Below are 15,691 nucleotides of genomic sequence, written 5' to 3'. Positions count from 1 at the left end.
CCTGTCGTATGGCATATAACAGGGCGGCCATCACCGGACGAGACCGGGATACAAAAGCGAAGATGGAGGGAAAGAATATGAACAAGGACCAATTTATAGCATTAGGAATTAGTGAGGAGCAAGCCACAAAAGCAGCAAATGCTTCACAGGAAGAACTTAAGACGTATATTCCTAAACATCGCTTCGAAGAGGTGTCCGAGGAGAATAAGACACTTAAAGGAACTGTAAAGGAAAACGAGAAGCAACTTGAAGTGCTCAAGACAACAGCAGGAACCAGTGAGGAGCTGAAAGAGCAGATCACGAAGCTGCAGGATGATAACAAAATTGCATCCGAGAAGTACGAAGCTGAGGTAAAGACATTAAGAATCAACACAGCGTTAAAGCTGGCGCTTGCTTCTGATACACACGATCCTGATTTAGTCGCTGGATTGCTAGATCGAGGGAAAATTGAATTAGATGACTCCGGTAATGTTAAATCAGGACTGGACGAACAGATCAAGAGTCTTCGTGAATCGAAGGCTTTTTTGTTTGCTGAGAAAAAGGAAGAAACAGCACCGATGTTTAAAGGTGCCAAGCCACCAGAAGGCAGCGCAAAGACAGAAGCGCCAACAGAAGGATATGCAGTCGGAAAGTCATTTGCAGAACAAAGAAACCAGAAAGGTAGTGAATAACAATGAATTTGAATCCAAGAGTTAAAGAATATGGTTCGCAAGTGGAAATTTTATATACCGTTAACGGATCTATTGCGAAGGTTGCAGGGCTTACGTTGGACGGTTCGAAGTTTACAGCAGGGGCAATGGTTAAAGCTGGTACCGCTGTATCGATGGGGGCAAACAGCCTATGCAAACCATGGGATGATGCAGATGTAGGCAAACCATACCTGACTAATCACGATGTGTTTATTGCGTCTGCTCAAGAAACTGTCATTGTAGGTGCTTGGGAAGAGGCTCTTGTTGTTGCAAGTAAACTCACAGGTGTTACAGAAAAATTCAAAACAACGGCGGGACCACGTTACCGCTACTTCTAAACAGAAAAGGAAGGGTGAAATAAATAATGGGAATTTTATCTCTTGATCAATTTAAACAGCCGCAATTTTTGGGGTACGTAGAAAATAGGCTTATGCCACGTCAATATTTACTTAAAGCACTTAGTGAGTTTGATACAACTTACGATCTTAGCTTTGACTATGATGTATTTACTCAAACGTATGCTCCTAGTGCTGCTATTACAGGTTGGAATTCAGGCGCGCCTTTGCGTGACAAACAAGGACTCAAGACAGTTACGCAGGATGTGGCAAAGATTCAACACGGTATCCGAATCGATGAACGCGAACAGCTTAAGTTCACCAATCCACGAGTTAATAACGAGCGCGAACGAGCAATCCAACGAATTTACGATCAAACTGATAGATTGATCGAAGGTGTTAATGATGCAGAGGAATGGTTGCGAGCACAAGCTTTGTACGAGGGTATTATCACCTTTACATCTCAAAACAATATTAAAGTAGATGTAAACTTTGGATTGGTTCCAAAGGTGGCAGTTACAACACCTTGGACTAACCGAGCTACATCCACACCGATTGATGATTTAAGAGTTGCGGTAAAAGCATACAAAGATAAAAATGCCGGTGTGGCTCCACGCTACATCGATATGTCGGGCGATGCTCTTATGGACATCACTCTTAATCAACAAGTGAGAGGCGCTATTTTCGGGGTTAATAACTCAATGTTGCCTTCACGGGCACAAGTTGAAGCGTTGATCACGCAAATTGCTGATGCCCCTATTGTCATCCGCGTTAATGATGATCAGATCTCGGTAGAGGGTGAAACTCCAACCCGCCTATTACAAGCGCGTACAGTTGTGTTACTAGGCGCACAGCCAATTATCACAGTACACGGACCGACAGTAGAGAAGAATTTCGAACCTGGTATCTACGTGTTACCAATTGTCAAAGAAGGACCACCACCATCCGAAGAAATTTATGTTGGTGAATCGGCGTTTGTAGGTATTAAAAAACCGAGCGAAGTTTATCGCCTAACGGTCTAAGGAGGAAAAGAGATGAAAAAATATAATATCATTGCCCCGGTGCTTCATGCTGGGGTTATTCTTGCATCCGGAGAAATAGAATTGAACATTGAAGATGCTGAGCGTTTGATTGGGTTGAAGGCTATTGAAAACATGGAACAACCTATCGAGACTAACATTTCTGAAATGAGCCTAGACGAACTCAGGGAATATGCCAAGTCAAAAGAAATCGATCTGGGTAAGGCGACCAAGAAAGAGGACATCCTTGCAATTATATTAGAAAAAGCGGCAGCGGTTTAATAACCCCTGCTCTCTTAGGAGGGCTAAAGTATGGATGAGCTCACCGAAAAGGTAGAAGCAATCATTAAGCGGCGTTGGAACCTACCAGAAAAGCATGACCTTCTCATGAGTTCCTATATTGACGAGGCTGGATATCACATCATGAATTATATTAATTGTTCATCGATCAGTCAGATACCTGAAGCACTACTATACACATGGGCATCCATTACAATGGGTGCCTTTTCTGCACAACAAGGCCACATCGAAGAGTTAGACGACTTCTTAGGTGGTGGGGAAACAGTGAAGATCGGTGACACTTCAGTAGCTGCTGGTTCGGGATCGAATGGTTCAATTGGCTCTGCTGTCCAAACGGCAATGATAGGTCACCACAACGACCTAGTACGCTATCGCAGGGTGGTGTGGTAAATGAACGTAAGAAGGCAACGTAGGGCAATAGAGAAGTTATACGAGGACAAATGTACAATTAGTCGATATGGGCCCGTTAAACAGCCAAATGGAAGCACTAAGCAAGAACTTCAAATGGTTCATGCGGACACGCCTTGCCGAATCTCTCAAAAGGCCTTAGGTAGTAATGGACAAACCGAATCATCCAACAACATCTCGTACGAAACAAAGCTTTTTATCTCACCTGACATAGAGATCAAGCAAGGTGACACTATTAACGTAACGCGTGGGACTCTAGCACACCTATACGTGGCTGGAGAACCTTTCCCCTACTCAACACACCAAGAAGTTAGTTTACAGCGTAAGGATAAAGCCTAATGTCAGGCTTAGGGAGCTTTGACTTCTCTCAACTAGAACAATTGGCTGCTAGGTTCAAAGGGGCAGTAGATCGAAACCTTGCAGATCAGTTTATGCATGATTTTCTTTTTGAAATGGCATACCGTGCTGAAGGAAAGATTAAGATGCGTACCCCTGTGGATACAGGCGACCTACGGAGGCGTTGGAAGGTTGGCGAGGTAAGAAAGGTTGGGAACGCGTATGTTGTTGAGATATCCAACAACCTTGAATATGCAAGCTATATCGAGAATGGTCACCGTACTGGTAAAGACTTAACTGGTTGGGTATCTGGACGATTCATGGCGACGATATCTATGCAGGAAATAGAACGTGAATTACCTAGATATCTTGAGATGAGGCAAGTTGAATTTATCGAAAGATTACTAGGAGGTTAATAGAGGTGAAGCCATGGTAACTATAAACAATGTGCTTGATGGTGTGATATTAAAGTTGAGCCAGAGCTTTCCTAGTGCAACCATTTATGAAGAAGAGATCAAGCAGGGCTTAGTTGAGCCTTGCTTTTTTGTTAAGCTTTTTCCCGTCGCGCAGGATAAGGAGTTTGGCAGACGCTATAAACGCTATCACACATTCGATGTGCATTACTTCCCTTTGTCAGTGGAAGATGCCAATAAGGAGATGCATGATGTAGCTGAAAAGTTATATGACGTACTGGAATGGATATCAGGTCCACACCATGGGTCTAAGATGAATCACGAAATTATTGACGGTGTGCTTCACTTTTTCGTCTCATACGATTTCCACATTATGAGACCTAAAGAAGCTGTACCGAAAATGCAAACTCTCACTGAGGAGGGATTTATTAAAAATGGCTAAAGCTGAAGATAAGCCGGTAGTTACCCAAGGGTATACCAAGTCACAGATTACGGAATCTAAGAAGTTCGCAGAGAATCAAGATGTTCTGAACGGACTCTTAGAAGATGGTAAGACATACACGATTGAAGAGGTTAAGGCGATCACAAATACTTTTTTAAAGAAGGAAGTGAAGTAACGTGGCTGGAGGAACATTCGTAACTCAAAACAAAGTAAGACCAGGTGTATATATCGAAACTAGCTCAGTGCCGAAACCGCTTGGAACTTTAGGGGAGCGTGGCATTACAGCATTAGCTCTTACATTGCCTTGGGGGCCATCTAAACAGCTTATTACTGTAGAGTCAGGAGCCGACACCTTCGACGCGCTTGGATATGACATAACAGATACTTCATTACTATTAGTCAAAGAGTCACTTAAACGAGCTAAGACATTGCTCTTGTATCGTTTGAACGAAGGCGTTAAGGCTATCGCAACACTAACTGATTTGACTGTAACGGCTAAATACAGTGGCGTGCGCGGCAATGATGTTTCAGTCATCATCCAGACCAACATAGATGACCCTGATAAGTTCGACGTTAATACGCTCGTTTCAGGAGTAGTAGTAGACACGCAAATCGTTTCAGGCATTTCAGGGCTTGAGTCAAATGATTGGGTAGTGTTTAGCGACACAGGCAACTTATCGGTTACAGCAGGGCTTCCGCTTACAGGTGGTGCCAATGGCACAGTGACAAATGCAGATCACACAGCATTCCTTGCCGCAGTTGAGTTGCAAGACTTCAACACCGTTGGACTTACTACCGATGAAGCACAACTGAAATCAGTGTACACAGCCTTTGTTAAGCGTCTGAAAGAAGATGAAGGCAAAAACATACAAGTAGTAATGCCGAGCTACCCTCTGGCTGATTACGAAGGCGTGATAAGCGTCAAAAACGGTGTCATCTTATCCGATGGCACAACAATAACGAACGCACAAGCAGTCGCGTGGGTGGCAGGAGCCACAGCAGCAGCTAATGTTAATGAAGCGCTCACCTATAGTGCTTATGACGATGCAGTAGACGTTATACCACGTTACACCAACAGTCAGATCATAGCAGCCTTAAACGCTGGAGAGTTTGTATTTACTGCAAGTGATGGCAGAGCGATTGTAGAACAGGATATCAATACTTTGCACAGCTTCACGGTTAAAAAGGATAAAAGATTTAGAAAGAATCGTGTTATCAGGGTACTAGATGGTTTAGCGAATGATATTAAGAGGATATTTGAGAAATTCTATGTTGGTCAAATAGACAATACTAGTGATGGCCGTAATTTACTAAGAAGTGAATCAATCAGCTTATTTAATAAATATCAAGAGATTAACGCCATTCAAAATTTCGATGCACAGAACGACATTACATTTGTTCAAGGTGATGAATCTGACTCAGTATATGCAGAAAGCTTCCCTCAGCCAGTAGATTCTATCGAAAAAATATACTTTAGATTGAAGGTGAAGTAATATGTCATTTCTTAAAGCAGGAGACACGATCAGCGGACAAGAGGGACGAGCGTACGCCACGATCAATGGTCAGGTAGAAGAAATGTTTTACGTTAAAACTTTAGAAGCCACCGTTGAGAAAAACAAAACCGATGCAAAAATGTTAGGTAAACGCGGAACACAGCATAAAGCTAATGGCTGGACAGGCACAGGAAGCATGACGATCTATTATGTTACTTCTCGCTTCCGACAAATGATGCTGGACTATATCAAGACAGGTAAAGATACCTACTTTGATATCACGGTTGTAAATGAGGATGGAGGATCCTCTATCGGTAAGCAAACTGTAGTTCTGAGAAGCGTTAACTTAGATAGTGTGATCATGACGAAAGTCGATACAGAAAGCGAAATACTTGAAGAAGATGCTGACTTTACGTTTGACGATGTAGATGTGCTAGACCAATTCAAAGCCCCAACATTGGGTTAATAAAATAATAGGAGGAATTATGTATGAATGATTTAAGTATGTTTTTTGCGCAAAATGTAGCAGTTGAGGTGGCAGAAGAATTTGCAGTATCTCCAAGGTTCAAGGATAAAGATGATAAGCCAGTGAAGTGGAAACTACGTTCGATCAGCGAGGAAGAGAACCAAGAGTTAAGAAAGTCTGCAACTAAGAAAACGAAGGGTAAGGGCGGCGTTTATACATCTGATGTTGATCAGAATGAATATCTTTCGAAATTGGTTGTTGCTTGTGTGACTTTTCCAGATCTAAAGAATGCAGAGATTCAAAAATCTTACGGTGTAATAGGGGCAGAGAAGTTATTGCGTGTAATGTTGCTACCAGGAGAGTTTGGAAACCTGATGGAAAGGATCACGGAAATGAACGGTTTTGACCGTGACGTAAACGGGTTGATTGAAGAAGTAAAAAACTAATAGAGGAGGGCGATAGTGAGGCTAATCTAGCTTACTACGCTCTCCATGAATTAAAAATCCTCCCTCACGATTTAATGAACATGCGGATAGAGGAAAGAGCAGCAATATATGCCATGATCGCAGTTAAAATCGAAGCCGAAAAAAAAGAACAAGCAAAGAATAAAGGTAAGAGTCGTAAAAATTGATAGCATTGCAATTATTATTATTATTATTACATTAAGGCGCCTAAGAACAGGCGCTTTTTCTATGTGGAAAGGAGAATGGCCTTGGGTACAGTAAGCACTGGGTTAGAGCTGTTTGATAGGTTTTCTAGACCACTAAATGCGGTAAATACGGCTTTGCAGAATACAGTCAGGGAGAGCAATAAGTTACAAGCATCACTCTCACGACAAATGACGGTAAACATAGATGCATCTAGCGCGTTACGACAAGTAGAGCAAATTCGCAATCAAGCAAGTAGATTGGGATCAGGCGCCGTTATAAACATAATGATAAATGCACAAGATGTTGAGCGAAAAATAGTACAGATACAAAATCGAGTGAGAGGCATGTTCACGCAGTCTGTTGTTAACATAACGTTAAATGCTGGAGACATTGTGGGGCAAGCGCGACTTATACGGTCTCAAATAGACCAACAGTTAAACAACATTATTGCGCGGATACGTTTGGAGATGCCGGCGCAGCTAGAAGCTATGTTTGGAAATCTACAACGGTTGGTGCTCCAATTGATCCGAGCAGTCAGACAGTTACGCACGACAAGTGGAGCAGATGCTGCGCAGCTTCAAAACGCACTACAAAGAATTGCCGCTCTTGAAGCTCAACTTATTAGGTTGCAGGATCAACTCAATGATCGAATCCGAGACGGTGGGCGGGCATCGGGTGGAATGCTATCAAATTTAAAAGCGATTGCAGCTACCTACTTATCAATTGCTGGTGCTAAGAAACTAATTGAATCAACAATTGGTGGATCAATGGAACAGCAGAAAATGCAAGATATGTTCATTGCACGGACTGGCGACGCTCGAATCGGTACGGCGATGTTTGACCAATTTAAAAAGGATGCATTAGCCGCTGGTCAAGATGTTAACAAGTCGCTTCAAGGGACGCTGTCATTCTTCTCAACGACCCAAAATACAGACCACCTCAAACAACTTAATAATCTTGCTCAACGAATGAACGCTTTTGATAGTGCGGGCAACGGCATAGAAGGAGCTACATTTGCGTTGAAAGAAGCTATGTCAGGTGACATTGTTTCACTTGCCGAACGCTTTAATATGTCTAAGACAGACATTAGAGCCTTTAACATTGATGATCTTGGTAAAGCTGGTGACATGGATGGATTTATCAAAGCGTTCGATAAACTACTTGAAAAACAAAAGATGGGTCAAGCGGCTTTTGATACTATGATGGCAAGTCCAGCCAAGCAATTGGAAACCTTAGGGAATAATGTTAGATCCACATTTGCGAATGCTGGCGACGCAGCGGTTCAGGCCCTCCTACCGTTAATTACAATGATTAATGAAGCTTTTAAGGCTGGAACATTCCAGTCATTTTTCGATGGATTAAGTACTGGGCTAGCATGGGTGACAACACTTGTAGTGGGCTTTGCGAATGGTGCAATGTGGCTGTGGGAAGTTATTCAGACTCACTGGTCGTTGGTCAGTTCAATCCTAGCCGGAATAGGTGCAGCAATCGCTATGTTAGTTATACCATGGCTCTGGGCCATGATACCGCCTCTCATTGCATCGGCCGTGGCTTGGCTAGCAGTTACATGGCCTATCCTCGTTGTTGCCGCTGCAATCGGCGGACTTGTATTTATGATACAAAGAGCTGGCTTTACATTTTCGGACGTGCTTGGGTTCATCGGAGGATTGTTCGGGATTCTGTATGCTGTCATCTATAATAAAGTGGCGCTAATATGGAACATCATTGCGTCTGTTGCGGAATTTATGAACAATATATTCATTGATCCTGTGTACGCAATAGAAAAGCTCATTTACGATTTGGCTGTAACGTTCGGTGGCCAGATGGTTAACATGCTTCGTAGTGCAGAAGATTTTGCTGGTGGGTTTATGAAAACAATCCTTGGTGGAATAAATGGCGTGCTTAAAGGTTTTAACTGGCTGAGTAAGAAAATATCAGACATGACAGGCGTTGATTTAGGAACAGCAGACATGTTTGACGTTGAAAATATCAACTCTGTGTCCGACAAGATGCAAGGCATGATTGATAGTTGGGAAAAGCCGACAAGCACCAAGAATGTTGTTAACTTTGATCGGATGGAGGCTAAAAATCTCAAAAATCAATTCGACTCTGGATACAAAAGTGGTTCTAATTTTTCAAAGAGTTTAGATATGTCATTGCCGAAAGTGAATAAAAATAATGATTTATCAGCTTGGAACAAAGCCGCAGATGCAGCACAAAAGGCAAACGGGGACGACGGTAAAAAGAAAAAGAATATCGGCAAAGTAGATAAAGTCGGTAAAGTCGAAAAGCCGGTTGATATCTCTAGTGAGGACTTAAAAGTAATGCGTGACCTTGCGGAGATGAAAAATATTCAATACTTCACAACCTTGACACCTACCGTACAAGTTAAAACAGGCCCGATAACAAACGGAGACAACCTAGATTCCATTGTATCAAAAATTAAAACTGGACTTCAGAATGAGATTGCGGCGAGTGCTAAAGGGGTGTTCTCCAATGGCTGAGTATAGTATTGAATTGAGTTATAACAACCATGAGGTGTTCTTTCAAATCCCTGTCCTCCCTGAGGAAATAGAGATTGAGGGGGCAGGACAGGGAGAAACGCATGATGTTGCAGGATTAGGTGAAATAAACGTTATCAAAGCTCCCAAACTGAAAGAGATTAGTTTTAGTGGTGTATTCCCTGCTGATATGTCAAATGCAATACAGTCCGGCGGTTTTGATGGTCCAGCGGATTTTATCCAACGCATTGAAGATTGGATGAACAAAAAGCGTCCAATACGTTTTATTTACGTGAGTGACAGTTTACAAATAAATATCCCTGCATCAATAGAAGACTTTAATTACAAAGAGGTCGGGGGCGCAGTGGGCGATTGGGAATACGAAATTTCATTGAAAGAATTTGTATTTTACGCTGCTAAGAAGGTGACATTTGCCAAGAAAGCAACGGCAAGTGGCACTAAGAAGACCGCAACCAAAACGAAACCTAAGAGAGCTGATGAAAGAGCTAAGGCGAAAACGGTCACCGTTAAGAGTGGTGATACCTTATTCATTATCGCTAAAAAGAATTTAGGTGACGGATCGAGATATAAAGAGATTCAGAAATTAAACGGTATTACGGATGCCCAGTCCAAAAAACTGAAAATAGGGACCGTAATTAAACTCCCGGGGTGATCACATGGAATTACTGATTGATAACAAAGACGGGAATGTATGGGATGTATCAGACATCGCGACGGATATCAGCTATCGTACTAGCCGAATCGGTAAAGCATCTTCATTGGAGTTTACAATTATCGACCAAGGAATATACCAGAACAAAAAATTCAAGTATCAAAATGGCGATATTGTGAGGTTCAAGGATGGGTCCAACAATGTATTTCTCGGGTATATATTCAAACTTGAAACAGGGCTTAATGGAGAAGCAAAGATTTTAGCTTACGATCAGATGAGGTATTTGAATGTAAGCCATACTTATAAGTTTGAGAAGATGGCGGCAACACAAATCATTCAAAAAATCGCCAAGGACTTTGAATTGAAAGTTGGTAGTTTGGATGATACCGCCTATAAGATACCAGCATTGCTGTTTGATAACAAAACTTTATTCGATATGATTTGTGAGTCACTAGATAAGACCCTTATAGCTAACACGACTAATTTCGTTTTTTTTGACGATTTTGGAAAGCTCACACTTCGAAATACGTCTGATATGAAGTATGGTTTTATGATCGGCGAAGGAAGTTTGATGACAGACTACACTTATTCCAAATCTATTGATGACGACACATACAATCAAATTGTTTTGTATAAGGACAACAAGAAATCAGGCAAGCGCGAGACTTTTAAAATAAAAGACAGCAACACTATTAAAAAGTGGGGGCTTTTACAGCTCTACCAAAATGTCGATGAAAAATTAAATACAGCTCAAATTAACGATATGCTCACAAGATTAATAGCAGTCAAGAACCGAGAAAATAGAACAATGAAAATAGAAGCTATTGGTGATTTTCGGTTGCGTGCTGGTATGTACGTAAATATATATATTGAACGTTTTGGCATTAATAAATTCTTTCTAGTCGATGAATGCACACATAAAAAGAGTGGGGCTAATCACACGATGTCATTAGAATTGAGGTTGGTATAATGCTGGATATTATTAAGCAGGCTGCACTCGATGCAGTTAAGGCTGGTAGTCCCACAGCCATACAATTTGGAACGGTATTATCTACAAGCCCTTTAGAAATTAGCGTGGACCAGCGCCTAACTCTAACAGAGGCTTTTTTAGTTGTACCCGAGTCGATGATGCGCTATGAGATTGATTTAAAGCATGTTCATAAAATGAATAGTCTTCCTGATACGGAAGATTCCTTACTGGATAAAATAGTGATTAGGACGGGATTAGAGAACGGTGACATGGTGATTCTCTTACGTGTGCAAGGCGGTCAACAGTATGTTGTTTTGGACAAGGTGGTGGGCGAATGATTCCACAAGGCGATTTTGAAATGTCAGATGAGGAATTAGAACCAGTCTCTCTACCAAGTAGAACATATAAGCTTGATCTAGTGAACAAAAGAATCAGCAGTCAAACTATTGACGGACTGGATGCAATCAAGCAAGTAGTGTTCAAGATTCTTTCCACTACTCGTTTTGAGCATCTTATTTACAGCAATGACTTTGGTAGTGAGGTGGATCTATCTGCCAATCGTGGGCGCTCTGTGTTTGAATCTGAGGTCCAACGGTGGGTCAAAGAAGCATTAACCCAAGATGATCGCATTGTCGCTGTAACGGGCTTTAGTTTCGTCTATGAGCTTGATAGTGCGTTGGTTAATTTCACTGTTGAATCGGAGTTTGGGAGATATCAAGAGACAAAGGAGGTAGGAGCCGTTGTATGAGGACCGCACCTTTGAAAATATATTAGAGCGAATGCTGGATATAGTACCTGATGGTATAGACAAAAGAGAAGGAAGTATCATCTATGATGCCCTAGCACCAGCAGCCGCGGAATTTGCACAAGCCTACATTGAGCTAGAGATTAATGCCAACCTTCGCTTTCCAGATACGGCAACAGATGAATATCTAGATCGTTCAATTGCGTGGTCGGGAATTGCGCGGAAGAAGGCAAGCAAGGCCAAGTTGAGAGGTGTGTTTTACAACGGAAGTAATGCGTTACTAGATATACCAATTGGTAGCCGTTTTTCGTTAGGGGAATTGAATTATAAGGCAGTTGAAAAACTATCTTTAGGTAACTACCGCATGGAATGTGAAACAACTGGATCTGAAGGCAACCGTCATTTTGGGGCAGTCATACCAATTGATTACATTAACGATCTTGGACGCGGAGAAATTATGGAGTTGCTTGTTGCAGGGGAAGACCGAGAAACCGATGGATCTCTTTATGACTACTACCAAGAAAGAATTTCACGTCCGATAACTTCGGGTAACAGATATCAGTATGAGTTATGGGCACGAGAGATACCAGGAGTAGGCAGAGCTAGAGCATTTCCCATTTGGGACGGTGAAGGCACTGTTAAAGTGGTCATATTAGATAATGATATGCGTACCCCTGCAACGGCTATAGTGAATGCTGTACAAGCATATATTGATCCTACTCAGGATGGTATGGGTGAAGGAGCATCACCCATAGGAGCTAAGGCAAAAGTTGTTGGAGCTTCCGAGGTGCCTATTAATATATCAGTTACAGTTGTGCTAGCTACGGGTGCAACCATTCAGGACATCAAAGAGCAGATTGAGACAGGGACCAAGGCGTATTTAAAGGACCTAGCCTTTAACGATCCGTTAGTAAGGTATACACGGATTCAAAGTATCATCTTAGGGATACCGCCAGTAATTGACTACAGTAACTTATTGGTAAACGGAGGAACGCAAAATATTGAAATTCCACTGGATTCAGTTGCGGTTTTAGGCACAGTGAGCGTGTCATGACAGGCGTGGAAAGATTGAGGAACTATTTACCTGAATACTATGATGAAATCGTAGAGTTTGACGCTCTGACAGCTACAGAAGGTATGGAGTTTGATGGGTTATATTCGGATATTGAAAGATTGTTGAATGAGTCGTATCCTGAGTCATCTACCATATTTCTAGACCGATATGAACGGGACCTACAAATACCTATTGACCCTACTAAACCAGCAAATCAGAGACGGTCTGTAATCATATCTAAGATGCGTGGTAGCGGTAAGGTGTCAGGGTCGATGCTTAAAAATGTCGCTCAGGCTTACGATGGTGGAACGGTTAATGTAGCTGTTGATGTGCCTCATTATACGATCGTAATTACGTTCATTGATTCCTTGGGCATTCCACCGAACCTTGATGATCTTAAACAAGCATTAGAGGATATCAAACCAGCACACATGAAGCTTGAATATAAATTCCGTTATCTATTAATACGTGAAATACACAACGTCCTAACGCTAAACCAGATTCAAGAAATCAAATTATCAAACTTTGCAGGAGGTGCAGCTATTGTCTAGCAATACGCCAAATTTAGATTTACTGAAAATGGACCCTATAACTGACGGTAATGACACGTTTAATATCAAAACGATGATGAACGACAACTGGGATAAGATTGATGAAGCTATGGGCAATATTGACGTAGATATCCCTGAAGCATCTCTCACGCAAAAGGGTATCGTACAACTCAGTAATGCCACAAACGGCACACGAGAGACGTTAGCCCCCACCGAGAAGGCATTAGGGTTAGTTATGTTAGAAGCACAAGCGGGAAAGCAAGCTGGCAATGAGCGAAAAGCGGAAGTGGTTGCCGCGCTTGTTGCCGTTGGCATTCCAGCAACCACGAGTGAAACATGGGCGCAGTTAATTACGAAGATGGCAACGGTTATTAAGGCGACCGGAAACGCAACGGCAGCCGATGTACTAGTGGGCAAGACTGCATCCAATCAAAATGGGCCATTGACTGGAACTATGCCAAATCGGAGTGGAACTATAAATGGCACTCTTACGTCAAATGCAAGTACAAAAAGGATAGAAGTTAACCCTCCTGCTGGGTATTATCCTGGTAACAATAAAGTAGGTAATATAGTGCCTACCCTTTTGCCTGAAAATATTAAAAAGGGAGTAACTATCATTGATTTAGTAGGTACGTATGATCCGGGAGCAGTAACCAGAAGTAGTACTACGATTCCTGGACAGTCTCGTATAACCTTTTCGCCTGGAGAGTGGGGGATGATATCTTTCGAATTTACGTTTGAATTTGAACCCGAACGTATCGCACAAGCATTTGTAAAGAAGGGTGAAATTAACGGAGGTGTCGGGACAGGTACTTTTCTATATAGTCCCTTCAATAACTTAGCTGTTGTTAGCTTAATCGAAGGCGATAGTAATTCGTTATCGGTCACTAACAGTAGTGTTGCTAGTTCTACAATGTATTATATGTCTGCTAAAAAATAGGGAGGTATTTCATGGAAAAAGCTATAGAATTTGTTTCAAGAGCTTATGGTTATGGCGATTATGACGGATTACCCTATGTTACATGGACGGTTCAGTATGGTACCGTGTATACACCGTTTAGTTTCTTTTATTCACACTTTGGGAAAGCGATTGAAAGTGCCTTAAGTGCAGGTTTGTCAGATGAAGAGGTTGCTGTAGCGGCTGCCGAGGTTGATCCAAACAATGTAATGGGGTTCAGAGATTATCTGTTGAAAAATATAGTATAGACAGCACCTTAGATGGTGTATTTTTTATGCCCTCATAACCATGGGGGCTATTTTTATATATGAAAGTGGGGAAATGAAGTGGATAAATGGAATGAGGTTTTAAAGTGGGGGGCAGCTTGGGGCGTTAGTGCTGCTACATATTTTTACGGTGGGTGGTCGGGAGTATTAAGCGCACTGTTGGTATTTGTCGTAATTGACTACGGCACGGGTGTAGCTGCAGCTGGGAGCAAGGGAGAACTAAAAAGTAGAGTTGGGCTCATAGGCATTGCCCGGAAGGTTTTCATCTTCGCAATGGTGGCAGTAGCTCACTTGGTAGATGGGATTTTGGGGGATGCTCATATGTTCAGGGATGCTGCTGCCTATTTTTACATTGCTAATGAAGTCCTAAGTATTATCGAGAACGGCGGTAAACTTGGCGCTCCAATTCCTCCAATTATCATTCAGGCTGTAGAAGTGTTAAAAGGAAAGGCTGGTAACAACGACAAAGGAGATGGCACAAATGCAAAATAGGAGTAAGGGTAACGCGCAAGGGATCGACGTATCCCACTGGCAAGGCACGATTGACTGGAAAAAGGTAGTTGCTTCAGGAATATCATTTGTGTTTATCAAAGCCACACAGAATAGCATGGATAAGAAATTTATTGATAACGTCAAGGGTGCAAAGGCGGCTGGATTGCTGGTAGGGGCGTACCATTACATTGACGACTCAGTAACGACAGCAGACAAAGCCAAAGCGGCAGCTCAAACCTTTTATAAAGCAATTCAAAACGCGGGCGGCGTTAGTGTTTTTGATCTTCCACTTATAATGGATTATGAGAGTAATAAAAGCAATCTGAGTAGAGCAGCCATTACCGCTGTTGCGAAATCATTTTTGGAAGAGATCCACCGGCTTACAGGCGTCAAGCCTTTGGTATACACCTATCCGTCATTCATAGGCAATTTCACGGGTTTGAGTGACTACCCTTTGTGGATTGCACGTTACAATGCTTCAACTGCGCCTGATAACGCATCGGGCTGGACTCGTTGGGATTTCTGGCAGTACAGTGACGGAACTGCAGGCGGGATGCTTCCAAGTGGATCACGTAAGGTGAACGGTATTGCGGGGCAAGTTGATCTGAATGAGTTTGACGGTACTGTGGACGAGCTTCGAGCGCGGTATGCTAAGAAAAAAGAACCTATAAAGGATGGGTACGAAATGAAAGCAACTGATGCAAATAAGATCATTAATACTTACCTCAAGCCTGCTTACGGGACAGCCAAAACACCAGGAGATAAGAAAGAGATCGGAAGATTGGCTGATGAGTTGAGAGTGGCTTCTGGACAAGTGAAGCAAAATGGATAATCAAATTCGTATAGCCCTGCTGACTTCGGTCGGTGGGGCTATGTAAATACTGATATCGCTATATTAATAGATATAGAGTACAATATTGATAACTAGCA

General features: G+C 42.2%; 23 protein-coding genes. All 23 read left to right on the top strand.

Features of this window, described 5'->3' with window-relative positions:
- The first annotated feature begins 77 nt into the window (after window positions 1–77).
- The 23 genes from UB51_RS16780 (at window position 78) to UB51_RS16670 (ending at window position 15,593) form a co-directional block, all read left to right on the top strand.
- Window positions 78–671, top strand: a complete 594-nt coding sequence (locus UB51_RS16780; RefSeq protein WP_044878294.1) for a phage scaffolding protein — start codon at window positions 78–80, stop codon at window positions 669–671.
- 2 nt (window positions 672–673) lie between these two features.
- Window positions 674–1,027: a hypothetical protein gene (locus UB51_RS16775; protein ID WP_044878293.1), complete on the top strand. Its 354-nt coding sequence runs from the start codon at window positions 674–676 to the stop codon at window positions 1,025–1,027.
- A gap of 26 nt (window positions 1,028–1,053) precedes the next feature.
- A complete protein-coding gene (locus UB51_RS16770; protein WP_044878292.1) occupies window positions 1,054–2,046 on the top strand; it encodes a major capsid protein in 993 nt (330 codons plus the stop codon).
- Window positions 2,047–2,058: 12 nt separating this feature from the next.
- Complete coding sequence (locus tag UB51_RS16765) at window positions 2,059–2,325, top strand: hypothetical protein (RefSeq protein ID WP_044880228.1); 267 nt, start codon at window positions 2,059–2,061, stop codon at window positions 2,323–2,325.
- A 30-nt stretch (window positions 2,326–2,355) separates the two neighbouring features.
- Window positions 2,356–2,733 (top strand): hypothetical protein, encoded by a 378-nt coding sequence (locus UB51_RS16760; protein ID WP_044878291.1) that lies wholly within the window; start codon window positions 2,356–2,358, stop codon window positions 2,731–2,733.
- Window positions 2,734–3,090, top strand: coding sequence for a hypothetical protein (locus UB51_RS16755; RefSeq protein WP_044878290.1), 357 nt, complete (start codon window positions 2,734–2,736; stop codon window positions 3,088–3,090).
- Window positions 3,090–3,503 (top strand): HK97 gp10 family phage protein, encoded by a 414-nt coding sequence (locus tag UB51_RS16750; RefSeq protein WP_044878289.1) that lies wholly within the window; start codon window positions 3,090–3,092, stop codon window positions 3,501–3,503. Before UB51_RS16755 ends, UB51_RS16750 begins: the two co-directional genes overlap by 1 nt.
- 13 nt (window positions 3,504–3,516) lie before the next feature.
- A complete protein-coding gene (locus tag UB51_RS16745; protein WP_044878288.1) occupies window positions 3,517–3,942 on the top strand; it encodes a phage tail terminator family protein in 426 nt (141 codons plus the stop codon).
- Complete coding sequence (locus tag UB51_RS16740; RefSeq protein WP_044878287.1) at window positions 3,935–4,117, top strand: hypothetical protein; 183 nt, start codon at window positions 3,935–3,937, stop codon at window positions 4,115–4,117. The genes UB51_RS16745 and UB51_RS16740 overlap by 8 nt, the downstream gene beginning before the upstream one ends.
- 1 nt (window position 4,118) lies before the next feature.
- A complete protein-coding gene (locus UB51_RS16735) occupies window positions 4,119–5,435 on the top strand; it encodes a phage tail sheath family protein (protein WP_044878286.1) in 1,317 nt (438 codons plus the stop codon).
- A gap of 1 nt (window position 5,436) precedes the next feature.
- Window positions 5,437–5,901, top strand: a complete 465-nt coding sequence (locus tag UB51_RS16730) for a phage tail tube protein (RefSeq protein ID WP_044878285.1) — start codon at window positions 5,437–5,439, stop codon at window positions 5,899–5,901.
- Window positions 5,902–5,924: 23 nt separating this feature from the next.
- Complete coding sequence (locus UB51_RS16725) at window positions 5,925–6,347, top strand: phage tail assembly chaperone (RefSeq protein ID WP_044878284.1); 423 nt, start codon at window positions 5,925–5,927, stop codon at window positions 6,345–6,347.
- Window positions 6,348–6,613: 266 nt separating this feature from the next.
- Window positions 6,614–9,055 (top strand): hypothetical protein, encoded by a 2,442-nt coding sequence (locus tag UB51_RS16720; protein WP_052675978.1) that lies wholly within the window; start codon window positions 6,614–6,616, stop codon window positions 9,053–9,055.
- A complete protein-coding gene (locus tag UB51_RS16715) occupies window positions 9,048–9,725 on the top strand; it encodes a LysM peptidoglycan-binding domain-containing protein (RefSeq protein ID WP_044878283.1) in 678 nt (225 codons plus the stop codon). Before UB51_RS16720 ends, UB51_RS16715 begins: the two co-directional genes overlap by 8 nt.
- Before the next feature lie 4 nt (window positions 9,726–9,729).
- Complete coding sequence (locus UB51_RS16710) at window positions 9,730–10,695, top strand: XkdQ/YqbQ family protein (RefSeq protein ID WP_044878282.1); 966 nt, start codon at window positions 9,730–9,732, stop codon at window positions 10,693–10,695.
- Entirely contained in the window at window positions 10,695–11,033 is a 339-nt protein-coding gene (locus tag UB51_RS16705; protein ID WP_044878281.1) for a DUF2577 domain-containing protein, read from the top strand. The genes UB51_RS16710 and UB51_RS16705 overlap by 1 nt, the downstream gene beginning before the upstream one ends.
- Window positions 11,030–11,443, top strand: coding sequence for a DUF2634 domain-containing protein (locus UB51_RS16700; protein ID WP_044878280.1), 414 nt, complete (start codon window positions 11,030–11,032; stop codon window positions 11,441–11,443). The genes UB51_RS16705 and UB51_RS16700 overlap by 4 nt, the downstream gene beginning before the upstream one ends.
- Window positions 11,436–12,494, top strand: a complete 1,059-nt coding sequence (locus tag UB51_RS16695) for a baseplate J/gp47 family protein (RefSeq protein WP_044878279.1) — start codon at window positions 11,436–11,438, stop codon at window positions 12,492–12,494. The genes UB51_RS16700 and UB51_RS16695 overlap by 8 nt, the downstream gene beginning before the upstream one ends.
- 5 nt (window positions 12,495–12,499) lie before the next feature.
- A complete protein-coding gene (locus UB51_RS16690) occupies window positions 12,500–13,045 on the top strand; it encodes a putative phage tail protein (protein ID WP_234405668.1) in 546 nt (181 codons plus the stop codon).
- A complete protein-coding gene (locus UB51_RS16685) occupies window positions 13,038–13,985 on the top strand; it encodes a phage tail protein (protein WP_044878277.1) in 948 nt (315 codons plus the stop codon). Before UB51_RS16690 ends, UB51_RS16685 begins: the two co-directional genes overlap by 8 nt.
- Before the next feature lie 11 nt (window positions 13,986–13,996).
- Window positions 13,997–14,251, top strand: a complete 255-nt coding sequence (locus UB51_RS16680) for a hypothetical protein (protein ID WP_044878276.1) — start codon at window positions 13,997–13,999, stop codon at window positions 14,249–14,251.
- A 78-nt stretch (window positions 14,252–14,329) separates the two neighbouring features.
- Window positions 14,330–14,761 (top strand): phage holin family protein, encoded by a 432-nt coding sequence (locus UB51_RS16675; protein ID WP_044878275.1) that lies wholly within the window; start codon window positions 14,330–14,332, stop codon window positions 14,759–14,761.
- A complete protein-coding gene (locus tag UB51_RS16670; RefSeq protein WP_052675977.1) occupies window positions 14,751–15,593 on the top strand; it encodes a glycoside hydrolase family 25 protein in 843 nt (280 codons plus the stop codon). Before UB51_RS16675 ends, UB51_RS16670 begins: the two co-directional genes overlap by 11 nt.
- The last annotated feature ends 98 nt before the right edge of the window (window positions 15,594–15,691 follow it).

Source organism: Paenibacillus sp. IHBB 10380, assembly GCF_000949425.1.
In the GTDB taxonomy this organism is placed as follows: Bacteria; Bacillota; Bacilli; order Paenibacillales; family Paenibacillaceae; genus Paenibacillus_AQ.
Note: the sequence above shows the minus strand (reverse complement) of the source record. Positions and strands in the feature narration are given on the sequence as shown.